Raw genomic sequence first — 22,058 nt, 5'->3', positions numbered from 1 at the left:
GGCCGGGCGCATCCAGCGCCCGGCCGCTTTTGGTGTCCGAGGCGGAGATTGCCCGCGACGGGAATGTCCGCCGCCCGTCGGGCCACCGGCTACCGGCCGATTCTGACGGCACCTCCAGCGCTGTGAATGTCCGCCGCCTGTCGGGCCACCGGCTACCGGCCGATTCTGACGGCACCTCCAGCGCTGTGAATGTCCGCCGCCTGTCGGGCTACCGGCTACCGGCCGATTCTGGCGGCATCTCCAGCGCTTGCTGTACAGTCCCGCCGCGTCGGCTCGACCGCTTCGGCACGCAGGTGGCATTTGGGAGCCTGGCGTGGGGTTATTGGAAATGGCAGCCGTCAACCTCATGAGACAGAACGATCAGCCGGGCTCGGCTTCGAGGTAGGCCAGGACCGCCATCACCCGGCGGTTGTGATCGTCGGACGGGGGCAGCCCCAGCTTGGCGAAGATGTTGTTGGTGTGTTTGCCGATCGCCTTGTCGGTGACGAACAGGCGGGCCGCGATCGCGGCGTTGGACATGCCCTCGGCCATCATCGCGAGCACTTCGCGTTCCTTCGGGGTCAGCTCACTGAGCGGCTCGTCCCGCTCCCGGCGGACGAGGAGTTGGGAGATCACCTCGGCGTCCATCGCGGTGCCGCCCGCCGCCACCCGGCGTACCGAGTCGACGAACTGCTCCACGTCGCCGATCCGGTCCTTCAGCAGGTAGCCCACCCCGCCGGAGTGGTCGGACAGCAGCTCACGGGCGTAGAGCTGCTCGACGTACTGCGAAAGGATCAGAACCGGCAACCCCGGCAGCCTCTTGCGGGCTTCAAGAGCGACCCGCAGCCCTTCGTCCGTCAGCGTCGGCGGCAACCGTACGTCGATCACGGCCACGTCCGGTTGGTGTCGGATGAGCGCGTCGAGCAGCATCGGCGCGTTGTCGACGGCCTCGACCACCTCGAAGTCGTGTGCCGACAGCAGGCGGACCAGGCCGTCTCTCAGGAGTGCGAGATCTTCGGCGATGACAACGCGCACGGTAACTCCATGATGAGTCGGCTTGGGCCGCCGGGGGGACTGGATATGGCGAGTGTTCCATCGAAGGCCGACAAGCGGCGACGGATGCCGTCGAGGCCGGTCCCGGCCGCCGGATCGGCGCCGCCGCGTCCATCATCGCCCACCGCCAGTCGCAGGATGCCGCCCTCGTGGCGCAGCCGTACCCACGCTCTGGCGGCGCGGCTGTGCTTGGTGACGTTGGTCAGGGCTTCGACGGCCGCGAAGTACACCGCGGACTCGACGGGCGCCTCCGGACGGGCGGGCAGGTCGATGTCGACCTCCACCGGTATCGGGCAGAGCAGAGCGGCAGCCTGGATCGCGCCAGCGAGTCCCCGGTCGGCGAGCACCGGCGGGTGGATGCCGCGCACCAGGTCACGCAGGTCGACGAGGGCCTGCCCGGCGGACTCCCACGCCTCCTGCACCAGCGCGCGAACCTGATCGGGGTCGTTCGCCCCCTTGATCAGCCCAAGACTCATCCGCACCGAGATCAGCCTGGCCTGCGCGCCGTCGTGCAGATCACGCTCGATCCGGCGCAACTCGGCGGCCTGCGCGTCGACGGCCGCCGCCCTGGACTCGGTCAGCTCCCAGACCCGCTGGGTCAGGGAGGAGGCCGGTCGTAGCAGGAGCTCTGCCAGGCGAGCCTGCGCTCTGTTCATCAGCGGGATCGCCGCCACAGCGATCGCCACGAAGGTCAGGATCGTCAGCGAAAGTGTGATTGTCTGCCACCGGCTGTTCTCCAGCGGGTGCAGGTTGAGGATCACGCCGACGAAGGACAGCAACGTTCCGATGGTGATCACGCAGGACGGCCCGACGAGGGCGTGGACGGCCAGCCAGGTCAGGTCGCGCCTGGTCCGGCCGCGCCGGCTTCGCCGGTCCGGCCCGGTGATCTCATAGCCGAGCACGCGGGCGGCCCAGGCGCGCTGAAAGCGGGTCAGGGCGCGGACCGCGACCAGCGCGTGCGCCAGCAGAGGAAAGCCGAGCCCGCCTACCGGGATCAGCATCACGCAGCCTGCCAACAAGGCGAACAGCAGCCAGGCCGCCACGCCCGTGGCGGCGTTGAGCAGCAGCCCGGCGGCTGGTTCGAGTAGCTGGCGAAGCTTGGTCACGCCAGCATTCTGCCTGCTCGGCACCGCGAAGACGGTAGGCCCAGCCCTACCACGGCGGGGGTGAAATCCCACCTTCGAGGGTGGGTCGAGGCCGATGGAGCAATCCGAGCCGCGCCTCGAAGCTGGATGCCGGCACCCGAGAACGATGGGAATCTCATGATCGAAATATCCGGCCTGACGATGCGGTACGGCGACGCCCTCGCGGTCGACAACCTGACCTTCGTGGTGAAACCGGGCCTGGTGACCGGTTTCCTCGGAGTCAACGGCGCGGGCAAGTCCACGACGATGCGGATGATACTCGGCCTGGAAGCTCCCGACAGCGGGACCTCGCTCGTGGCCGGTCAGCCGTACGGCGCGCTGAGAAAGCCGATGCGCGAGGTCGGTGCGCTGCTCGACGCGGGCGCGGTGCACGGCGGGCGGAGCGCCGCCGCGCATCTGTGGTGTCTTGCCCGCAGCAACGGCATCGGTCGTGGGCGGGTGGGCGAGGTGCTGGAGCAGGTGGGGCTGGCCGAGGTCGCCGGACGGCGGATCGCCGGGTTCTCGCTGGGCATGCGCCAGCGACTTGGCATCGCAGCCGCGCTGCTGGGCGATCCCGGGGTGCTGATGTTCGACGAGCCGGTCAACGGGCTGGATCCCGAGGGCATCCGCTGGATCCGCGAGCTGATGCGCCTGCTGGCGGGCGAGGGCCGCACCGTCCTGGTCTCCAGCCACCTGATGGGCGAGATGGCGCTCACCGCTGACCATGTCGTGGTCATCGGGCGCGGCAGGCTGATTGCCGACACCACCATGTCCGAGCTGGTCGAACGGTTCCAGCGCGGCGTGCTGGTCCGCGCGGCCGCTCAGCGTGCGCTGGCCGACGTGCTGCGGTCGGGTGGCGCGACCGTGCGCGAGGAGGACGGTGGACTGTCGGTGAGTGGTCTTTCCGCGACGCGGATCGGCGAGCTGGCCCTGGCGCGCGGGATCGCGCTGAGCGAGCTGACGCCGCGCAGCGCATCACTGGAGGAGGCGTTCATGGAGTTGACCGAGGATAGCGTCGAGTTCGGCGCGGGGAGGGTCTTGTGATGGTCGACACCATCGTCTCCGAGTGGCTGAAGCTGCGCACGTTGAGGTCCAACCTGTATCTGCTGGTCTTCTCGGTGCTGTCGGTGCTGCTCTGCGCCGGAATAGCGTTCATGATTTCTCGCGGTTTCGACAACCAGGCGGGGGATGACAGGCTGGTCTTCACCAGTGTCGGTGCGGGGCTGGGCACCGGCTTACCGGTCGCCTACTTTGTGATGGCCGCGCTGGGTGCTCTGTCGATCACCTCCGAGCATGCCACCGGCCTGATCCGCACGAGTCTGGTGGTCGTGCCGAGGCGGCAGTTGTTCCTGTTCGCCAAGATCCCGGCGCTGGCGGCCGTAACGCTGGTCGCGGGCGAAATGCTGGTGTTCGCCATGCACTTCGCCGCGCAGGCCGTGCTGGGAGATCGCGCGGGGCAGGTCCTACTCGACGGCCGGACGCTGGGCGCCTCCCTGACGGATCCGGGAGTGGCGGCCGAGCTGCTGGTCGCCGGGGCGGTCATGCCGCTGGTCGCCATGGTCGGGCTCGGCCTGGGCGCGGTGATCCGCTCCACGGCGGGCTCGCTGGTCGCGCTGATCATGATCCTCTTTGTGCTCCCGGTGGTGGCGCAGACGCTGCCGTCGCCGTGGAGGTGGCGGATCGGCTCCTTCATGGTGGAAAACCTGCCGAATCAGATCGTCGCCGGGGACGGACCGGGCATCCTCACCCCGCTCGCGGCCCTCGCCCTGCTGCTCGCCTACCCGGTCGTGGCACTCACCGCGGGAGCGGTAGCGATCGCCGTCCGAGGGCGCGGGATCCGGCCGCTGGTCGTGGGCGGGCTGCTGGCCGCCCTGCTGGCCGCGGTGACGGCGATCCCGTCCAGCGCCGCGGCCTCCACTCTGCCGTGGAAAGCGTGCGGCGGCGACCTCGAATGCGCCTCGGTTCAGGTGCCCGTGAATTGGTCGAAACCGTCGAGCCGGAAGATCTCCATCCGGATCGCCCGTCTGCCGGTCGCCGGGACGCACCGCAGGATCGGCACGGTGTTCGCTGTCCCAGGCGGGCCCGGCGGCTCGGGCATCGACGATCTGAAGAAGTCTGGCGGCAACTTCACCCAGTTGCGACAGCAATTCGACGTGGTCACCCTCGAGCCTCGCAATACCACCGACCTGGGCGTCATCCCGTTCGACTGCTTCGCCACCGGTGCCTGGATCACCGTGCCCGACAATCGTCCCGAATACGACAGGCTTGCCGCGAAGAACCGGAAATACGCTGAGCAGTGCCGCAAGGCCGACCCTGAATACTTCGACAACCTCGACTCGGGCTCTGTCGCCAGAGACATCGAGGCGATCCGGGTGGCACTGGGCGAAGAGAAACTGAGCTTCTTGGCCACCTCCTACGGCGGGGTCGTCGCCACGACCTATGCCCGGCTGTTCCCCGGCGCCGTCCGCGCGCTCTACGTCGACGGCAGCGTCGACCACCTCGCCGACCATGCTACTGACCTGCGGATGAGGTACGCGGCGATCGAGGGCCAGTTCGCCCGGCTCAGCGCCTGGTGCGAGTCCAGCGCTGCCTGCGCTCTGCGGGGGCGTGACGTCGGCGCCGTCTGGCGTGGCCTCACCGCGGCCGCGGACCATTCGCCCGTTCCGGTGAAGGGGACACAGGTCTCCTACAGCGGATTCGACTTCAAGGTCGCGGCCGCTCCCGATGTGATCAGCCCCGGCCCCGCGCCTGACTTCCCCAACTGGCAACGGTTCGCCAGGGCCGTCGACGAGGCCGTGAAGGGAGACGCCTCAGGTTTCGCCGACTACGTTGAGCAAGCCACGAAGAGCAAGAAGGTTCCCTCCTTCAGGGGCATGGACGCGACTCACTGCACGGATGGGCTGGGCTTCGCCAGCTACGAGGAGTTCCAGCAGGTGAAGGCGCTCGATCAGCAGCTCTCCCCGAACTTCGCCGGAAACGAGCTCTGGCATCCGCTCGGCTGCGTGGGCTGGCCGGCGCCGGTCACCAATCCCGCCAAGCCGCTGCCCGCCGACCGGCTGCCGCCATTCCTTGGGGCCGGCACCTGGACTGATCACGCGGACGTCGCCGACATCGTGAGCCGAGTGCCCGGCTCGTCCACGGTCCGTTACAACGGATCTGGACACGGCCTTTATCTCACCGGCAACCGGTGCACCATCTCATACGCCAACCGGTACCTCACGTCCCTCCGCCTGCCGGCAAAGGGGACCACTTGCGAGCCACCGACTGCCAAGTGATTGGGGTTGCAGGACTGGTGTCCGATCCCCGGCCTCCTGTCGAGGCCGGGACCGGGACCGGACACTGTGCTCCCTGAATATCGCTGGCGAACTAAGCGGTCATCCGCCGTCCGGTGGGCAGGAGCGCCGGTTCCTCCTGGGCCGACCAGAGACGGGCCGACATCCAGGCGATTCCCACCGCCGCCACCACCAGGCCGATCAGGTAGACCGGGACCGGGACCATGTTCCGCAGCGCCCCGGGGATCATGCCGACGGCGTAGAGCACGACCGCGAGGGCCGGTAGCGTGCCCGCACGCAGGGCCGCCGCGCTGAAGGTCAGCACCCCCGCCAGCAGTACGACCGAGGTGACCAGGAACGCCTGCCCGGTGCCGCCGGCCAGCAGCCCGTTCACCGCCGTGGTGCCCAGGAGCGGGAAAACGTAGTGCAGGGCGTACTCGATCGCGTAGGCCCCGGCCAGCCCGGCGGCGTTGAGCAGGTAGCCGATCAGGCCGAGGGGGCCGGCCGTGCCGCGAATGAGCAGATAGAGGCCGGTGATCGCGAGTAAGCCGGTCAACGCCCCGAAGGGGGCGATGGCGTGGGTGAGCGTGGTTTCCGGCAGCAGCCCCCCGCGGCGGAGGACGTTGATCACCAGCAGCACGGCGCAGGCGAACCCGGCCGTGGCGGTGGCCCGGTAGAGAGCCGACGAACGCATCTCGGAGTCCCTTCTGGTTAGGCGATAACGCTCGTTATCATGCGCGTTATGAGCCGTTAGGGTGAGAGGGTGCCGAGAGATGTAAGCACCTCGAAAGAAGTCGGCGAGCTGCGCGGCGACCTGCTGGAGGCGGCCGTTCGCGTCCTCCGCGAGCAAGGGGCGCCGCACCTGACGCTCCGGCGCGTCGCCGAGGAGGCGCGGACGTCCACGATGGGCATCTACACGTGCTTCGGCGGCCGGGCGGGGCTGCTGGAGGCGGTTTATCGGTACGGGTTCGACGTGCTGCAAGAGATGCTGCTGGGCGCGCTCGACGGTCACGCCGAGCCGCGTGCTCGGATCATGGCGGTGGCCCGCGGATACCGGGAGTTCGCGCTGGCCGATCCGGCGCTCTACGCGTTGATGTTCGAGCGGCCGCTGCCCGACTTCGACCCCTCGCCCGAGCAGCGGCAGGACGCGCTCGGGCGGACGTTCAGCCTGCTGACGGAGGCCATCGGGGCCACCGGATCGGAAGATCCCACGCGGATGGCCTATCTGGTGTGGACCACGATCCACGGCCTCGTCAGCATCGAGCTCACCTGCTCGCTGCGCAGCCCGCTGCCCGGTTGGTTCGTCGACTCGCGGGAGGAGGGCGGGCGCGTGCTCGCCGACGGGGTGAGCACCCTGCTCAGAGGAATGCGCCAACCGGACGGTGATCGACCGCTGCTCGACCGGCCGTGATCGGCTGAGCGGGAGCGACCGTGCGCGGCCGATCGTGATGGGCCCGCCGCCAGACAGATTCTGGCCGGTCCGCTGCCCAGGAGCTTGACTGGTCGCCGCCGGTCGAGCCTGCTATCCCGCCAGGCCGCCGCTGTCCTTGACGCGGTCGACGAAGCAGCGCATGTGGTCGCGGAGCAGGGCGGCGGCCTCCGGGGCGGAGCCGGACTGGGCGGCCTGGCGGATCCGACGGTGCTCCTCGGCCTCCGATTCCCAGGTCGGCACCCGGACCCAGGCAGCCGCGGAGATCAGCGCGGTCTGGTCGCGGAGGGCGTCCAAGGTGCTGACGAGCAGGGGGTTGCCGCAGCCCGCGTACAACGCGCGATGCTCAGCTGACCGGCACTGCCTCGTCCTCGGGGTCGTCGGCGAAGCCCGGCACCCAGCGGATCGCCTCGTCGCGGAAGCGCGCCGTGGTGCCCAGCTGGCAGAGGACGCCGACCCCCGCCGCGTGTACGCGATGGATGAGCACGTACGAGACCGGCAGGTTGAGCTGGCGGACCACGTTCGTGGGGCGAAGGTCGGTGACGTTGGCCGCCTGGGCCTGGAACCATTCGCGGCTGAAGGTGAACTCCTCGACCGCCGTCGGCTCGACGTAGGGGGACAGGAACGAGCGCAGGGCGTCGCCGTCCACCTCGATGTCGGGGCGGATGAAGCCCTCGGCGCGCAGGCCCGCGACCACGCTGTCCATGTCGCCTTGGTTGAAGATGCGGGTCAGCTGGCCGAAGGACCGGGGATAGCCGTCCGGCAGGCGGTTGACGGCGCCGAAGTCGAGGATGCCCAGCTTGCCGTTGTCGAGCATGCGGAAGTTGCCGGGGTGCGGATCGGCGTGCAGCATGCCGACCCGGGCCGGTGAGCAGAACAGGAAGCGGACGAAGAGCAGGCCCGCGCGGTCGCGCTGCTCCTTGGTGCCGTCGGCGATGATGCGGGACAGGGGAGTGCCGTCCATCCACTCCGTGACCAGCACCATCTCGTTGGCGGCGACCACGTCGGGGACGTGGAAGTCGGGGTCGTCCTGGAAACCGAGCGCGAAGCCGTGCTGGGCCTCGGCCTCGCGCAGATAGTCGAGCTCCTCGGCGATGCGCTCACGGAGCTCGGCCAGCACCGCCTTGATGTCGAGGCCGGGCAGCATCACGCCGAAGAGTTTGCCCAGCCGCGCCAGCTGGGTGAAGTCACCGAGCAGCGCCTTGCCCGCACCCGGGTATTGGATCTTCACCGCCACGTCGCGGCCGTCGTGCCAGACCGCCCTGTGCACCTGCCCGATCGAGGCGGCGGCGGTCGGCCGGTCGTCGAACGACTCGAAGTAGTCTCGCCAGCCGTCACCGAGCTGCTCGGTGAGCACCTTGTGGACCGTGGCGACCGGCAGCGGCGGGGCTGATTCCTGCAGTTTGGTGAGCGTGGCGCGATAGGGCCCGACGATCTCCTGAGGAAGGGCCGCCTCGAAGATGGACAGCGCCTGCCCGACCTTCATCGCACCGCCCTTGAGCTCACCGAGGACCTTGAAGATCTGCTCGGCCGTGCGCTGCTGGATCTCCTGGGCGACGATCTCGGCGGGCTTGCCGCCGATCCGCTTGCCGAGCCCCAGGGCGGCACGGCCGGCGAAGCCGAGTGGAAGGGTGGCCAGCTTGGCGGAACGCGTTACGGCGCGGCGCGGCAGATCGCTCACACTGATGCGCGGCATCCTGGCTGAGACACCGCTTCCCCCCTTCGAGGTTCCCCTGACCCATCGTCAGCCCATCGCTGGTGACTGACATGACCATTCTGGGCGATAGGGATGGTTTCGCATACAACGACATTGCGGTTGCTGTATCCATGACCTGGTTTTCCATCGCCAATCAGGCATGATGTCCAATGTGCCATTGGTCACAACAGGGTCGCGTCCGTCGATGTGAGCGAGCGCGTGGCCCGTGGCCGAGGCCGCCACCAGCGTGGCCATGGTCGTGTCGCAGGCGATCTCGCCGGGCGGGTAGCCGCCCAGTCGCGCGGTGACGATGGGCCACGCGGGGTCGGCATCGCGCCTGGTCAGGTCGAGGCAGTGCAGGCAGGCGGTCTCGCCGGGAAGGACGAGCGGCCCCACGGACCCGTGACCCTCGAACGCGGACACGAGCAGGTGGGGGATGCCGAGCTCGGTCAACTCGTTGACCAGCACGCCGTCCAGCGGGGCGACCGGTGCCAGGACCACCAGATCGGGACGGTCGTAGCCGTCGCCCAGGAAGGGACCACCGGCCTGCGCATTCGTCGCTGGCATCGAGGGCGTCCCGGGAATCGCGGAGTCGTCGGCCGGGGCCACTATGTCCGGGGGCGGCGTGTTCGGGGGTGGCGGGGCGCCGGAGGTGAGGCGTCGGGCGAGCGCCACCGCCCCGTCCTGGCGGCTCATCCCCAGCTCCGACCACGTCAGTCCACCAGGCGCGAGGTCACAGGGTCGTACCGGACCCTCGTCGAAGACGCGGATCGCCCCGACACCGCTCGCCGCCAGCAGCCCCACCACCTGCGCCCCCACCCGCCCGGCCCCGTAGACCCGCACCCGCGCCCGCCGCCGCCGGGCGAACACCTCGGCCCCGTCACCGGCCAGATCGAGGACATCCAGATCGGGAGCCAGACGATCACGCTCACCGAGAGAAAGGCGAACGGGCGGGACCGCCGCGTCATCCAGCACCCCCCGCTCGGCGAGCCGATCCAGCAGCGCCCGGCAGTCCGCCTCGCCCAGTCCCGCGTCGGCGCCGTCACGCAGAACCTGCCCCAGCTCGCGGGTGCCGTCGAGCCCCGCCACCCACTGATGCTCCGAGCCCGTCACCAGCACGGAACGCAGCGGATGCGCCCCCAACTGCAAGGTCCGCTCGTCACGGACGATCCGCCGGAGCGTGGGTTTCACACGTGGCCTCATGGCGCGCAAGACTGCCACCCCGATCCAAGATCCCGATGGCCTTACGAGCCGCCTGTGGATAACCCTCCGCCGTTACGCTCCCTCCATGAACGAACTCCTGGTGGACCGCAGAGACGACGGGACCGTACTGATCACCCTCAACCGTCCCGACAGGCGCAACGCCATGACGGACGGCATGACCGGCGAGTGGCGCGAGACCATGGCCGCCCTGGCCACCGACACCGGCGTCCGCTGCGTGATCGTCACGGGCGCCGGCAGCGCGTTCTCCGCCGGCGGCGACCTGTCCTGGCTGGGCGAGCGCGGCGCGGAGACCGTGCCGGAGCTACGCGACCGGATGCTCGCCTTCTATCGCACCTGGCTGGCCATCACCGAGTTGGAGGTGCCGACCATCGCCGCCGTCAACGGCCCGGCGGTGGGGGCGGGCCTGTGCGTGGCGCTGGCCTGCGATCTCGTGTACGCGGCCGACGACGCCAAGCTGCTGGTCCCGTTCACGAAGCTCGGTCTGCACCCCGGGATGGCGGCCACGTACCTGCTGCCGAAGAGGGCGGGCGCCCTCGGCAGGGAGATGCTGCTCACCGGACGTACCGTCACGGGACAGGAAGCCGCGATTAAAGGTCTGGTAAATCAATCTTTCCCGAAAGATGACCTAATGGCGGAAGTAGCGGCCCTGGCCCAGGCCATCGCGCAGAACGCCCCGATTGCCACAAGACTCACCAAGGTCGCCTTGAACCAGGACCATCCCCACCTGGAAGCCGCGCTGCGCTGGGAGTCCCTCGCCCAGCCGGTGACCATGGCATCCGCCGACATGATCGAGGGGCTGGCCGCGCATCGGGAAAGGCGCATGCCCAAATTCACCGGGTCTTAATCATCTGACCAGCAGAAACAACGTCTCCCCCTCTGTGGAATTCCGCCAGTCTCGGCTACCGTGCATATGTGCCCCCCGAGACAGTCGAGGTCCGTCGCAGTTCTCGTCGCCGGCGTACGGTCTCCGCCTACCGCGACGGCGACAAGACGATCGTGCTCCTGCCCGCCTGGCTGAGCGGCGAAGACGCTGATGAATGGGTGAGCCGGATGCTCGATCGGCTCGCGGCCAAGGAGAGCCGGCGAAGACCGACCGACGAAATCCTCCTGGAGCGGGCCAAGGAGCTTTCGGCGAAGTATCTCAACGGCAGGGCCATGCCGGACAGCGTGCGCTGGGTGGACAATCAGCAGCATCGATGGGGATCATGCACCCCGGAGAACGGCACGATCCGGATCTCGACCCGCCTCAAGGGTCTCCCTGAGTGGGTCATCAACTACGTGATCATCCACGAGCTCGTTCATCTGCTCGTTCCCAGCCACGGCGCCAGGTTCTGGGCGCTGGTCGAACAGTATCCCAAAGCAGAACGGGCGCGCGGGTTCCTCGAAGGATTCTCCGCCGCCGCCCACACGGCACCGGAGGAATGTTGACGCGCATCGCCGCGGTCCTCGTACGGCAGAGCATGGCGCAGGCGGCCCCCGAGGGCATGGACCCGGACGATTTCCTGGAGGCCATGGCCGAAGACACCTATGAGATGGTGGCCGGCCTCGAACTCGTCACGCCCGTCCTGGTCACCAGTGTCCCCGGCCTCGACGAGATCGTCTGGCCCGGCACCGAAGTGATCATGATCGATGAGGACGAGCCGCTCAAGGCCATCATGGGCCGGTTCGCCGGCGACCAGGCCGTGGTGATCGGCGCCGACGCGCCCGACCTGCCGCCGCTGCTGGTCGGCAAGCTCTTCCGCGAGCTCGGCCGGGCCCAGATCACGCTCTGTCCAGCCGAGGACGGCGGAGCCGTGGCCCTGGCCTGCGGCCTGCCCATGCCCGGATGGGCCGATCCCGATCTCGACGACCCCGACCCGGTAACGACCCTGCGCGCTCAGGCGCCCGGTCGCCGCATGGTGGCCACCGGCCCCGGCTGGCACCGCCTGCGCACCCCCGAAGACGTCACCCGCCTCGATCCCGGGCTGGAGGGCTGGGACAACCTCAGGGCGCTGCTCAAGGCACGCTGAGCTCGGCGAACACCGCCCGATGGTCGGTGTCGGGCACGGTGTGCACGCTGACCTCCTTCACGCCCACCCGCTGGTCCACCAGCACATGGTCGATCGTGATGATCGGCGGCACCCGCTTGTTGGCCGGCCAGGTCGGGATGAGCCCGGCCCCGACCTGGTCGGCGGCGTCCTTGTAGCCGCGCGACAGCAGCCGGCGCATGGGCGTGTGGTCGAGCGTGGCGTTGAAGTCGCCCGCCAGGATCCGCACCGTGTCGCCCGAAGCGGCGGGGAGGTCGTCCAGGGCCTCGATCCAGTTCGTCACCTGGGGACCGAGCGGCGGGAAGGGATGCACGTCCACGAACTCGACCGGCTTGCCGCCGGGCAGCGAGACCATGGCCGCGGGCATGTTGTGCCCGGTCTGCGGCATCAGGTCATAGAGCGGCTTGAGCGGATGCTTGGAGTAGAGCCCGCCGCCGCCCGCGGACCATTCATCCTGAAGCACCCGGTGCGGCATCAGGCTGGACAGCCCCGCCGCGTCGAGCGCCTCGACGCCGGGGGGCGTGAGCTCCTGAGTGCTCAGCACGTCCGGGTCGAACCGGCGCACCAGGCCGATGATCGTCTCCGGGTCGGCCCTGCCGAACAGCATGTTGATGGTGAGCACCCGGAACGGCCGGCCCACCGTGGCGTCCGCCGTGCCCAGGGCCCGGGGGAGGACCGCGAAGCCGAGAGCGGTCGTCGTGAGCAGTGCCACCGCGGCCGCGGCGCGCTTGCGGGTGAGCGCGGCGATCATCAAGGGGACCACCGAGCCCGCGGCGGCGTACGGCGTCGCGGTCATGAGCTGGGTGGCCAGCGAGCCGCGTTCGAGCCCCGCCACCCTGGTCACCGCCCAGGCCGCGAACGGGGTCACGGCCAGCCAGGTCAGCGTGGTGCTGGGGAATTTGCGGCGTTTCCGAGGGGGCGTGACGATCGTGCCGCCGACCGAGTCTTCGGCTGAGGTGTGCACATGGCCCCCTTGGAACGGTACAAGCCCAGGCGGACTCTAACCGAGAGCGCGTGTATTTGACGTAAGCGCCACGCGGCCACGTGCGGCCAACCTGCGGGTCGCCTCATCGGAGAGCTCCGGGATCTCGTCGAGCGGGAACCAGCGCAGGTCGAGGGACTCCTCGCTGATCACCGCCTCGGCGTCCGCGGGCGCCACGGCCGCGTACTCCACGTCGAGATGCCAGCTGTGCGGGGGATGGCACCAGACCTGGTGCTTGTCGACGGCCAGCGGGCCGGGCAACAGCTCCAGGCCGGAAATGCCCGACTCCTCCACCGCTTCGCGCAACGCGGCACCCGCAAGGGAGGTGTCGGAAATTTCGCAATGACCGCCCATTGGCAGCCACATGCCCGCCTTGGGGTGCAGCGTCAGCAGCACCCGCTCGCCGTCGTGCGACAGCACCGCGGTCGTCGCGGTGAGATGCCCGGGCACGCACTCGCGCAACATCGCGTCGTCGTGCGTACGCAGGTGGTCGAGGAACTCGGCGCGCAGTGACTCCTCGCCGGGCGTGGGCGCGGCCCAGCCGGAGAGCACCGCCACCGCGTCGTGGCGCAGGCTCAACTCTGGTCGTCCTCGTCGGGCTTGGCGTCCAGTTGGGAGATGTCCCAGGCGGCCTCGCCGCGTACGAACGCGTCGGGGTCGTCGAGGTCGTCGGCCTGCGGCAGCAGGTCGGGGTGGCCCCACAGCGCGTCGCGCCCGTCGATGCCGCGCGCCTCCTTCAGCGCCCGCCACAGCGTCGCCGCCTCGCGCAGCCGCCTGGGCCGCAGCTCCAGCCCGACGAGCGTGCCGAAGGTCAACTCGGCCGGGCCGCCGGTCGCGCGGCGCCGTCGTACGGTCTCGGCCAGGGCGACGGCCGAGGGCAGCTTGCCGTCCGCGGCGTCGTCCACCACGGTGGCCACCCAGCCCTCGACCAGGGCGAGCATGGTCTCCAGGCGGGCCAGCGCGGCCTTCTGCCGCTCGGTCTCCTCGGGCTTGAGCAGCGCGCCGCCGCTCAACGCCTCCTGGATGGCCTCCGGGTTGTTGATGTCGAGCCCGCGGATCTGCTCTTCGAGCGCCGAGGTGTCGACCGTGATGCCCCTGGCGTACTCCTCGACGGCGCCGAGCAGGCTGGCGCGCAGCCACGGTACGTGCTGGAACAGCCGGTGGTGCGCGGCCTCGCGCAGCGCCAGATAGAGCCGGATCTCGTCGGCGGGATGCTCCAGGCCCTCGCTGAACGACGCGATGCCGCCGGGCAGCAGCGCGGCGGTGTCGGACAGCGGCAGGCCGATGTCGGTGGTGCCGATCACTTCGCGGGCGAGCGAGCCGAGGGCCTGGCCGATCTGCTGGCCGACCATCATGCCGCCCATCTGCTTGAGCATGCCCATCAGCGGCCCGGCCATCTGCTGGGCTTCCGGAGGCAGGCCCGCGCCGCCGAGCGCGCCGCCCATGGTCTCGACCATGCGTGCGGCGATCGGCTCGCAGAGCGTGCGCCACACGGGGACGGTGTTCTCGATCCACTCGGACCGGCTCCACGCCTGCGGGTTGGACACGCCGCTGGGCAGTGTCGTCGCCTCGTTCAGCCACAGGTCGGCCAGGCGCAGCGCCTCCACGATCTGGCGGCGCTCGCCTTCCATGACGCTGGGATCGCTCTCGGCGACCACGGCGTGACGGGCGATGTTCTTGGCCATGTCCCAGTTGACAGGGCCGGAGCCCTGGGGCGCCGACAGCATGTCGGCGAACTGGCGCATCGCCTGAGCCATCTGCTCAGGGTTGCCGAACATGGCGAACGGGTTCTCGTTGGGGTCGTTTTCGCGACCTGGCAGGTCAGTCACCGCTCTACCTCGTGCAGGATGGAGGAGTCCACATCCGCCACGTTAGTCGTCCTACGGCGGATCAGTGCAAAGTGAGGACCTGGTGCCTACCTCGAAACGCCCGCGCCACCCCGTCGTCGCCGTCACCGGGGCCGCCTCAGGCATAGGCCGGGAGCTGCTCGCAAAGCTCGTGTCCTCCGCGGATTTCCGCAGGGTGGTGGCCATTGACGAGGAGCGCGGTGACGTCCAGGAAGCCACCTGGAGAGTGATCGACGTACGGGATCCGCTCTTGGCGAACCGCATTTCCGACATCGACGTCCTGGTCCACCTGGCCGGTGACTACGCCGTCGACGCCGACCCCGCCGAGCGGCGCGCGTACAATCTGCGAGCTGCGCAAACGGTGCTCACCGCGAGCGCCGCCGCGCGCGTCCGGCGTGTGGTGCTCGTCACGAGCGCGATGGTGTACGGCGCCGCGCCCGAGAACGACGTGCCCCTGCCCGAGGCGGCCCCGGTCGCCGCCGAGCCCGACACAGGGGTCGTGGGCGACTATCTGGAGATCGAGGCGCTCGTACGCAGATCGTCGCGGAGCCACCCCGGACTGGAAGTGACCGTCCTGAGGCCCGCGGCCGTGGTCGGTCCCGGCATCGACACAGTCATTACCCGCCACTTCGAGTCACCCAGGCTGCTCACGGTCAAGGGCTGCTCACCGCGCTGGCAGTTCTGCCACGTCGACGACCTGGTCTCGGCGCTGGAACTGGCCGCGCGCGGCGTGATCACCGGCGTGGCCGCCGTCGGCTCCGACGGCTGGCTGGAGCAGGATCAGGTCGAGGAGCTGTCCGGACTGCGGCGCTTCGAGCTGCCCGCGGGCCTCACCTTCGGTACGGCGCAGCGCCTGCACCGGCTGGGCATCACGCCGGCCCCCGCCACGGACCTGCACTATGTCGTCTACCCGTGGGTCGTCGACTGCACGGCGCTGCGTGAGGCGGGCTGGAAGCCCGTCTGGACCAACGAGGCCGCGTTCGAGCAGCTCCTTGAGCTGCGCGAGAACAGGACCACCGTGGTCGGCAGGCGGCTGCCGGTCAAGGAGGCCACGCTCACGGCCGCCGGTGCCACGGTCGCGGTCATCGGCACCGCCGCCATCGTCCGCCAGGTGCGCAAGAAGCGCCGGCTCTGAATATGTAGGCTCTTTTCGTGGACGTCATCCGGTTGCTCGGGATTCGCGAGACTTCGCTCTCCGTCGACGAGGTGCTGGCCGCCGTGGGGGACCACGGGGCAGGGGGCACCACGCTCTTCGTCGGCACCGTACGAGAGCAGGATCACGGCAAGCCCGTGACCAGGCTCTCCTACTCGGCGCACCCCTCGGCCCTCGACGCGCTGCGTCAGGTGGCGGAGAAGGTGGCCGCCGACTTCCCGGTCACCGCGCTCGCCGCCGTCCACCGGGTCGGCGATCTGGAGCTCGGCGACATCGCCGTGATCGTCGCGGTCGCCTGCCCCCACCGAGGCGAGGCTTTCGAGGCGTCACGCAGGCTGATCGACGACCTCAAGTCGCAGGTCCCGGTCTGGAAACACCAGATCTTCGCCGACGGCTCGGCCGAGTGGGTCGGTGCCTGCCAATAAGCTCGTCCTCATGTCGCGACGCGCCTTGACCCTGCTGGTTGCGGGCTTCCTCGTGCTAGCGCTCGGTGTCGCAGGGGCCTTCCTGCCCGTCCCGTACGTCGTACTGAGTCCTGGACCGACCGAGAACACCATCGGCGAGGTCGAGAAGAAGCCCGTGATCACGATCAGCGGGCACCAGACCTATCCGACGAAGGGTGCGCTGAGGCTGGTCACGGTGGCTTACCAGGGCGGGCCGAGCAGCAGGATCGATCTGCTGACCGCGTTGCGCGGCTGGGTCGATCCGACGGTCGCGGTCGTTCCCGAGGAGACCATCTTCCCCAAGTCCCGTTCGCCCAAAGAGGTCGAGGAGGAGAACACGGTCGAGATGACCAACTCCCAGGACTTCGCCACGGCGGCCGCGCTGACCGAGCTCAAGATCCCCTTCGGCATGGTCGTCACGGTCGCGTCCACGGAGAAGGGCAAGCCGGCCGACGGCAAGCTCCGCAAGGGCGACGAGATCAGTACGGTCGACGGCAAACCAGCCGCGAACGTCAAGATCATCAGCGACGCGGTCAAGGCGCACAAACCTGGCGAAAGCGTGGCCTTCACCGTCATCAGGGGCAAGGACAAGACCGACATCAGCCTGCCGACCGTGGCGGGTCCCTCGGGGCAGGCCGTCGTGGGCGTGGTCATGCAGGAGAGCTACAAGTTCCCGTTCAAGGTCGACATCAACGTGGGTGACGTCGGCGGGCCGAGCGCCGGGCTGATGTTCTCGCTCGGCATTCTCGACAAGCTGACCCCCGGCGAGATCACCGGCGGCAAGGACATCGCCGGCACCGGCACCATCCAGGCGTCGGGCGAGGTCGGGCCCATCGGCGGCATCGCCCAGAAGATGGTCGGCGCCCGCAAGTCCGGGGCGACGGTGTTCCTGACCCCGGCCGACAACTGCGCCGAGGCCATGAAGGCCGTCCCCGACGGGCTCCGCCTGGTCAAGGCCGAGACGCTGCACGCTGCCGTCAGTGCGCTCGACGCGCTACGCACCGGTAAAGGCGATGTGCCCGCTTGCGCTGCTGGATGAAACTTCTGGCGATCGCCATGCGTTAGCCGTACGGCTGGCGTAGCGGTGTAGGTTGCCAGACACGGACCGTTTGTTCATCACGACGAGGGGTTGGCCTTGAGCTTCCGGACCCCAGGAGCCGGCGGCAGGGCAATGCGTTTGCCCCGCCGACCGCGACTGCTTCTTCCGGTCGCGATCGCACTCGTGGCGATTGTGGCGCTATTTTTCCTATTTTCCGGGATTTATACCGATTTTTTGTGGTTTGACACGGTCGACCCTTCCGTCGACTACACGTCCGTCTTTTCGGGCGTCCTGCTGACCGAGATCGTGCTGTTCCTGGTCGGCGCGGTGCTGATGATCGGCATCGCCGGCGGCAACATGCTGCTGGCCTTCCGGATGCGGCCGATGTTCGGCCCCGCGATGTTCGGCGGCGGCAGCGGTGCCGACCGTTACCGGATGGCGCTCGACCCCCACCGTAAGCTGATCTTCATCGTCGGCATGGGCCTGCTCGCGCTCTTCGCGGGCTCGTCGTTCGCCGGGCAGTGGAAGACTTGGCTGGAGTTCATCAACGGGGTGCCCTTCGGCAAGACCGAGCCCCTGTTCGGGATGGACATCTCGTTCTTCATGTTCGACTACCCGTTCATTCGGATGGTCCTGAACTTCCTGTTCACCGCCGTGATCATCTCGATCATCCTGGCGGCGATCACGCACTACCTCTACGGCGGCTTCCGGCTGCAGTCACCCGGCGTGCACGCCTCGCGCGCGGCGCGTGCCCACCTGTCGGTGCTGCTCGGCGTGTTCGTGCTGCTCAAGGCCATCGCCTATTGGATCGACCGCTTCGGGCTGGTCTTCTCGGACCGCGGCTTCGTGCACGGCGCCTCCTACACGGACGTCAACGCGGTGCTCCCGGCGAAGACCATCCTGGCGATCATCGCGTTGATCTGCGCCGCGCTGTTCTTCGCGGGTGTCATACGGCCCGGCGGCATGCTGCCCGGCGTCTCCTTCGGCCTGCTCGTGCTCTCGGCCATCCTGATCGGCGGCGTCTACCCGGCGCTGGTCGAGCAGTTCCAGGTCAAGCCCAACCAGCAGGCCAAGGAGACGGCCTACATCCAGCGCAACATCGACGCGACGCGGGCCTCGTACAACGTCGACAAAACGGAGATCCTGCCCTACACCGCGGAGGCCGACCCGACCAAGGTCGAGACCAACGGCGACGCCTCGGTGTCCGGTGTCCGGCTGCTCGACCCGGCGCTGGTCTCGGCGACGTACGAGCAGACCCAGCGCATCCGCGGCTTCTACGGCTTCTCCGACCAGCTCGACGTCGACCGCTACCCCGACGCCAACGGCAAGGCGGTCGACCACGTCGTCGGCGTCCGCGAGCTGCTCGGGGTGCCCGAGGGCCAGAACAACTGGATCAACAACGCCCTCGTCTACACCCACGGTTACGGCATCGTGGCGGCGCCCGGCAACGAGGTCGACTCGGGCGGCCTGCCCGACTACGACGCCAAGGACATGCCGGTCATGGGCCCGCTGGTCAACACGACCAAGCTGAAGGAGTCGCGGGTCTACTTCGGCGAGAGCCCGGCGTCCAACGAGTACGTCATCGCCGGTGGCAACCCGAACAACCCGCAGGAGCTCGACTACCCGGAAACGGGCGGCACCGGCCAGAAGAACACCACATACACCGGCAAGGGCGGCGTCCCAGTCGGCTCGTTCTTCAACCGGCTCGTCTACGCCGCCAAGTATGGCGAGAAGAACATCCTGCTCTCGGGTGACATCAACGACAACTCCAAGATCCTGTATGTGCGCAACCCGCGCGAACGGGTCGAGAAGGTCGCACCGTTCCTGACCCTCGACGGCAACCCCTACCCGTCGATCGTCGACGGGCGGATCACCTGGATCATCGACGGTTACACGACCTCCAACGAATACCCGTACGCGCAGAGCGAGAGCCTGGGCGGCATGACCAGCGACACCACCACCACCCGCGGCGTGGTCGCCCAGCAGCCGCAAGACAAGATCAACTACATCCGCAACTCGGTCAAGGCCACCGTCGACGCCTACGACGGCACGGTCACCCTGTACGGCTGGGACGAGAACGACCCGGTGCTCAAGACGTGGAGCAAGGCCTTCCCCGGCATCATCCAGCCGAAGTCGAAGATGAGCCCCGACCTCCAGGCCCACGTGCGCTACCCGGAAGACCTGTTCAAGGTGCAGCGCTACACCCTGTCGCGCTACCACATCACCAACCCCGCCGCCTTCTACAGCGGCCAGGACTTCTGGAACATCCCGAGCGACCCGTCACAGGGCGAGAACACCAAGCAGCCGCCCTACTACGTGACGACCACGATGCCCGTCCAGAACCAGGCGCCGACGTTCTCGCTGACGACGACGTTCGTCCCGAAACAGGGACCCAACCTGGCGGCCTTCATGGCGGTCGACTCGGTGGCCGGCCCCAACTACGGCAAGCTACGCATCCTGCGAATGCCGTCCAACACTCCCATCCCGGGCCCAGGCCAGGCACAGAACGCCTTCCAGAGCCGATTCGCCGGCGAACTTAACCTGCTGGGCGTCGGCGCCTCCTCGGTCCGTTACGGAAATCTGCTGACTCTGCCCTATGCGGGCGGGCTGGTGTACATCGAGCCGGTGTACATCCAGGTCGCCGCCGGTGGCGGGCAGGAGCCGTACCCGATCCTGCAGCGCGTCCTGGTGTCGTTCGGCAGCAAGATCGGTGTTGCCCGGACCCTTCCTGAAGCTCTGAAACAGGTCTTCGGCGACGGCCAACAGCAGCAGACGCCACCCAACAACGAGCAGGTGAAACCCAACCAGAACACCACGGCTCTGAAGGCGGCGATCGACAACGCCCAGAACGCCTACACCGAGGCCCAGAAGGCGCTGCAGAGCAACCCGCCCAACTGGGAGGCGTACGGCAAGGCGCAGAAGCAGCTGGAAGAGGCGCTGAAGGCTCTGGAGGGGCTGGGCGCTCTGCCGAGCACCACCACCACTCCGACGCCGTCACCAACGGCCTCTCCGTCGTCGGCACCGTCATCGTCACCCTCGGTGTCGCCGTCGGCATCACCGTCAGCGTCGCCGTCAGGCACGGTGTCACCGGCGGGCGGCTCGTAGCTTCCGCGATTTGCTTCCACCCCGCGCCACCTATAGTCTTTAGACACACACCGACGCGGGGTGGAGCAGTTCGGTAGCTCGCTGGGCTCATAACCCAGAGGTCGCAGGTTCAAATCCTGCCCCCGCTACCAAGTCGAAAAGGCCCTTCAGGATAATCCTGGAGGGCCTTTTCGCATGTTCCTGCACAAAAGGGCTTCATATGGATGCGCTTCGCGCTTTCGGAGCTCAGACGTTGCTTCCAGTCGCGCCGAAGCCGCGACCCCTGGAGGGCCTCCGCTTCGCTCCGGGCGTTCTTTCTATTAAGGGCCCACCCGTTACCCATTTGGGTGGTTAACCATCTGACGCCCGCCCCGGGCACAAAGGGCTTCGCTTCATTGGCGCTTCGCGCTTTCGGGCTTAGACGCTTCTTCCAGTCGCGCCGGAGCCGCGACCCCTGTAGGGCCTCGCTGCGCTCGGACTGCCTTCCTCGGGCGCGCCTTCGGCGCGCAACCCCCACGACTGGCGCTTCGCGAGAGCGAGCGGCCACGGTTGAGTGGAGTCATTGTCATGATCATTCGCTCGGACCTCGATCTCTCGGAGCTAGCGATCGGGGAACCTGGAGTCCAGGTTCCCCGTCGCCTGGAGCGTTCGATCAGGCGATGTCGAATTCGCCGTCGTTGACGCCTGCGAGGAATGCGGCCCACTCCGAGGGGGTGAAGATCAACGGTTTGTCGGAGCGGTGCCGGGAGTTTCGGACTGCGATCACTCCTGGGAGGTTGGTGGCGACCTCTACGCAGTTGCCGCCGTCCCCGCCGCTGTGGCTGCTCTTTCGCCATTCGGCGTGCTGGAGGTCGGGGGTGTCATTGTGGGCCATGCGTCATCACGTCCTTGATGATGTTCAACGATAGATGGTGCGGATAGGCCTCTGAGCGGACGCAATCGTAACGCCGCAGGACGCCGGAGATAATGGCCCGGTCCTCATACGCTCGGCCGTGTGGTTGCGACTCCACGTACACCGTCGATGGTGTCCCGTGTCGCTCGGCGATGATCAGCCCGCCGAGCAGCCCTGCGTATGCCCCGGCGTTGTACGGCACGACCTGTACGGAGATCTGGCGATGCTGGGCCAGTTCCAGGATGTGGGCGAGTTGGTCGCGCATCACCTCGGTGCCCCCGACCGGTCTGCGCAGGACTCCCTCGTCCATGATGGCGGTGACCGTGGGCGGCTTGTCCCTGGTCAAGACTCTCTGGCGTTGCATGCGGGCTTGGGTGCGTTCGTCCACCTCCTTGGGGGTGATGCCGGGCTCGGCGGCGAACAGTGCGCGGGCGTATGCCTCGGTTTGCAGGAGTCCGGTGACCAGCATCGGCTCCCAGCTGCGTAGCGCTGTGGCCTCTTGCTCCTCATCGAGCCACGCGCGGAAATGTTCGGGGCTGCCGGCCCAGGTCGTACGGACGTACAGCTGGCCGAAGTCCTCGACGCCGAACTCGGTGTCGAGGAGGTCGGCGAGGTGCTGTGTGGGGCGGCGCCGGCCCTGTTCGATCATGCCGATCTGGCTTTCGGAGTAGCCGAGCCGGTCGGCCAGGTCGCGTTGTGTCAGTCCGCCCGTGGTGCGGAGCCGCCGCAGGAGGTAGGCGAACGCGGCTCTCGGGCTCTCGTCTGGGTCGATCTCCTCTGTTCTGGACATGGACCTCCGATCGTAACTCTCCGT

22 protein-coding genes and 1 tRNA gene are annotated in these 22,058 nt (G+C 68.4%); 12 read left to right on the top strand and 11 right to left on the bottom strand.

Features of this window, described 5'->3' with window-relative positions:
- On the top strand, positions 1 to 350 hold a 350-nt coding region (locus KME78_RS60140), incomplete at its 5' end, for a hypothetical protein (RefSeq protein WP_219539296.1).
- Between the two features lie 10 nt (positions 351 to 360).
- Here KME78_RS60140 and KME78_RS60135 read toward each other — a convergent pair.
- Positions 361 to 1,014, bottom strand: coding sequence for a response regulator transcription factor (locus KME78_RS60135; protein WP_219539295.1), 654 nt, complete (start codon positions 1,012 to 1,014; stop codon positions 361 to 363).
- Positions 978 to 2,138, bottom strand: a complete 1,161-nt coding sequence (locus tag KME78_RS60130) for a sensor histidine kinase (RefSeq protein ID WP_219539294.1) — start codon at positions 2,136 to 2,138, stop codon at positions 978 to 980. Before KME78_RS60130 ends, KME78_RS60135 begins: the two co-directional genes overlap by 37 nt.
- Before the next feature lie 156 nt (positions 2,139 to 2,294).
- Here KME78_RS60130 and KME78_RS60125 point away from each other — a divergent pair, with 156 nt between their 5' ends.
- The gene (locus KME78_RS60125) at positions 2,295 to 3,200 is read left to right on the top strand and encodes an ABC transporter ATP-binding protein (RefSeq protein ID WP_219539293.1); all 906 of its coding nucleotides are present in this window, start codon (positions 2,295 to 2,297) and stop codon (positions 3,198 to 3,200) included.
- Positions 3,200 to 5,431, top strand: a complete 2,232-nt coding sequence (locus tag KME78_RS60120) for an alpha/beta fold hydrolase (protein WP_219539301.1) — start codon at positions 3,200 to 3,202, stop codon at positions 5,429 to 5,431. The genes KME78_RS60125 and KME78_RS60120 overlap by 1 nt, the downstream gene beginning before the upstream one ends.
- 91 nt (positions 5,432 to 5,522) lie before the next feature.
- On the opposite strand, the gene KME78_RS60115 is transcribed toward KME78_RS60120, so the two are convergent.
- Entirely contained in the window at positions 5,523 to 6,122 is a 600-nt protein-coding gene (locus KME78_RS60115; RefSeq protein ID WP_219539292.1) for a hypothetical protein, read from the bottom strand.
- A 69-nt stretch (positions 6,123 to 6,191) separates the two neighbouring features.
- On the opposite strand from KME78_RS60115, the gene KME78_RS60110 reads away from it, so the two are divergent.
- Entirely contained in the window at positions 6,192 to 6,839 is a 648-nt protein-coding gene (locus KME78_RS60110; RefSeq protein WP_219539291.1) for a TetR/AcrR family transcriptional regulator, read from the top strand.
- Positions 6,840 to 6,950: 111 nt separating this feature from the next.
- Here the strand turns inward: KME78_RS60110 and KME78_RS60105 are convergent, their stop codons facing one another.
- From KME78_RS60105 to KME78_RS60095, 3 genes are all read right to left on the bottom strand, one after another.
- Entirely contained in the window at positions 6,951 to 7,193 is a 243-nt protein-coding gene (locus tag KME78_RS60105) for an FCD domain-containing protein (protein WP_219539290.1), read from the bottom strand.
- A gap of 10 nt (positions 7,194 to 7,203) precedes the next feature.
- Entirely contained in the window at positions 7,204 to 8,538 is a 1,335-nt protein-coding gene (locus tag KME78_RS60100) for an ABC1 kinase family protein (protein ID WP_219539289.1), read from the bottom strand.
- 63 nt (positions 8,539 to 8,601) lie between these two features.
- Positions 8,602 to 9,744, bottom strand: coding sequence for a ThiF family adenylyltransferase (locus KME78_RS60095; protein WP_308127574.1), 1,143 nt, complete (start codon positions 9,742 to 9,744; stop codon positions 8,602 to 8,604).
- Between the two features lie 97 nt (positions 9,745 to 9,841).
- Here KME78_RS60095 and KME78_RS60090 point away from each other — a divergent pair, with 97 nt between their 5' ends.
- From KME78_RS60090 to KME78_RS60080, 3 genes are all read left to right on the top strand, one after another.
- Positions 9,842 to 10,621: an enoyl-CoA hydratase/isomerase family protein gene (locus KME78_RS60090; protein WP_219539287.1), complete on the top strand. Its 780-nt coding sequence runs from the start codon at positions 9,842 to 9,844 to the stop codon at positions 10,619 to 10,621.
- Positions 10,622 to 10,689: 68 nt separating this feature from the next.
- Positions 10,690 to 11,205 carry a M48 metallopeptidase family protein gene (locus tag KME78_RS60085; RefSeq protein ID WP_219539286.1) on the top strand — a complete coding sequence of 172 codons (516 nt, stop codon included), beginning with the start codon at positions 10,690 to 10,692 and terminating at the stop codon, positions 11,203 to 11,205.
- On the top strand, positions 11,199 to 11,786 hold the full coding sequence (locus tag KME78_RS60080; RefSeq protein WP_246654907.1) for a DUF2064 domain-containing protein: 588 nt from the start codon (positions 11,199 to 11,201) through the stop codon (positions 11,784 to 11,786). Before KME78_RS60085 ends, KME78_RS60080 begins: the two co-directional genes overlap by 7 nt.
- On the opposite strand, the gene KME78_RS60075 is transcribed toward KME78_RS60080, so the two are convergent.
- From KME78_RS60075 to KME78_RS60065, 3 genes are read right to left on the bottom strand one after another with little or no spacing between them, the layout of a single operon-like run.
- Entirely contained in the window at positions 11,773 to 12,768 is a 996-nt protein-coding gene (locus KME78_RS60075; RefSeq protein ID WP_219539285.1) for an endonuclease/exonuclease/phosphatase family protein, read from the bottom strand. The genes KME78_RS60080 and KME78_RS60075 overlap by 14 nt on opposite strands.
- Before the next feature lie 36 nt (positions 12,769 to 12,804).
- Positions 12,805 to 13,365 carry an NUDIX hydrolase gene (locus tag KME78_RS60070; RefSeq protein ID WP_219539284.1) on the bottom strand — a complete coding sequence of 187 codons (561 nt, stop codon included), beginning with the start codon at positions 13,363 to 13,365 and terminating at the stop codon, positions 12,805 to 12,807.
- A complete protein-coding gene (locus KME78_RS60065; RefSeq protein ID WP_308127573.1) occupies positions 13,362 to 14,615 on the bottom strand; it encodes a zinc-dependent metalloprotease in 1,254 nt (417 codons plus the stop codon). Before KME78_RS60065 ends, KME78_RS60070 begins: the two co-directional genes overlap by 4 nt.
- Positions 14,616 to 14,694: 79 nt before the next feature.
- On the opposite strand from KME78_RS60065, the gene KME78_RS60060 reads away from it, so the two are divergent.
- The 5 genes from KME78_RS60060 (at position 14,695) to KME78_RS60040 (ending at position 20,504) form a co-directional block, all read left to right on the top strand.
- Entirely contained in the window at positions 14,695 to 15,768 is a 1,074-nt protein-coding gene (locus tag KME78_RS60060; protein WP_219539298.1) for an NAD-dependent epimerase/dehydratase family protein, read from the top strand.
- 17 nt (positions 15,769 to 15,785) lie between these two features.
- On the top strand, positions 15,786 to 16,211 hold the full coding sequence (locus KME78_RS60055) for a molybdenum cofactor biosynthesis protein MoaE (protein WP_219539283.1): 426 nt from the start codon (positions 15,786 to 15,788) through the stop codon (positions 16,209 to 16,211).
- Positions 16,212 to 16,221: 10 nt separating this feature from the next.
- On the top strand, positions 16,222 to 17,268 hold the full coding sequence (locus KME78_RS60050) for a YlbL family protein (protein ID WP_219539282.1): 1,047 nt from the start codon (positions 16,222 to 16,224) through the stop codon (positions 17,266 to 17,268).
- Positions 17,269 to 17,400: 132 nt separating this feature from the next.
- Positions 17,401 to 20,373: a UPF0182 family membrane protein gene (locus KME78_RS60045; RefSeq protein ID WP_219539281.1), complete on the top strand. Its 2,973-nt coding sequence runs from the start codon at positions 17,401 to 17,403 to the stop codon at positions 20,371 to 20,373.
- 54 nt (positions 20,374 to 20,427) lie between these two features.
- A tRNA-Met gene (locus tag KME78_RS60040) sits at positions 20,428 to 20,504 on the top strand.
- Between the two features lie 500 nt (positions 20,505 to 21,004).
- Here the strand turns inward: KME78_RS60040 and KME78_RS60035 are convergent.
- Complete coding sequence (locus KME78_RS60035; protein WP_219539280.1) at positions 21,005 to 21,226, bottom strand: DUF397 domain-containing protein; 222 nt, start codon at positions 21,224 to 21,226, stop codon at positions 21,005 to 21,007.
- Positions 21,213 to 22,034, bottom strand: coding sequence for a helix-turn-helix domain-containing protein (locus KME78_RS60030; protein ID WP_219539279.1), 822 nt, complete (start codon positions 22,032 to 22,034; stop codon positions 21,213 to 21,215). The genes KME78_RS60035 and KME78_RS60030 overlap by 14 nt, the downstream gene beginning before the upstream one ends.
- Between the last annotated feature and the right edge of the window lie 24 nt (positions 22,035 to 22,058).

Source organism: Nonomuraea guangzhouensis (genome assembly GCF_019396345.1).
GTDB lineage: Bacteria > Actinomycetota > Actinomycetes > Streptosporangiales > Streptosporangiaceae > Nonomuraea > Nonomuraea guangzhouensis.
Note: the sequence above shows the minus strand (reverse complement) of the source record. Positions and strands in the feature narration are given on the sequence as shown.

Excerpts from the sequence above, each read along its gene's own strand:
- KME78_RS60125 (WP_219539293.1), top strand. The coding sequence starts at position 2,295 with ATGATCGAAATATCCGGCCTGACGATGCGGTACGGCGACGCCCTCGCG.
- KME78_RS60120 (WP_219539301.1), top strand. The coding sequence starts at position 3,200 with ATGGTCGACACCATCGTCTCCGAGTGGCTGAAGCTGCGCACGTTGAGG.
- KME78_RS60115 (WP_219539292.1), bottom strand. The coding sequence starts at position 6,122 with ATGCGTTCGTCGGCTCTCTACCGGGCCACCGCCACGGCCGGGTTCGCC.
- KME78_RS60090 (WP_219539287.1), top strand. The coding sequence starts at position 9,842 with ATGAACGAACTCCTGGTGGACCGCAGAGACGACGGGACCGTACTGATC.
- KME78_RS60080 (WP_246654907.1), top strand. The coding sequence starts at position 11,199 with ATGTTGACGCGCATCGCCGCGGTCCTCGTACGGCAGAGCATGGCGCAG.
- KME78_RS60050 (WP_219539282.1), top strand. The coding sequence starts at position 16,222 with ATGTCGCGACGCGCCTTGACCCTGCTGGTTGCGGGCTTCCTCGTGCTA.
- KME78_RS60045 (WP_219539281.1), top strand. The coding sequence starts at position 17,401 with ATGCGTTTGCCCCGCCGACCGCGACTGCTTCTTCCGGTCGCGATCGCA.
- KME78_RS60035 (WP_219539280.1), bottom strand. The coding sequence starts at position 21,226 with ATGGCCCACAATGACACCCCCGACCTCCAGCACGCCGAATGGCGAAAG.
- KME78_RS60030 (WP_219539279.1), bottom strand. The coding sequence starts at position 22,034 with ATGTCCAGAACAGAGGAGATCGACCCAGACGAGAGCCCGAGAGCCGCG.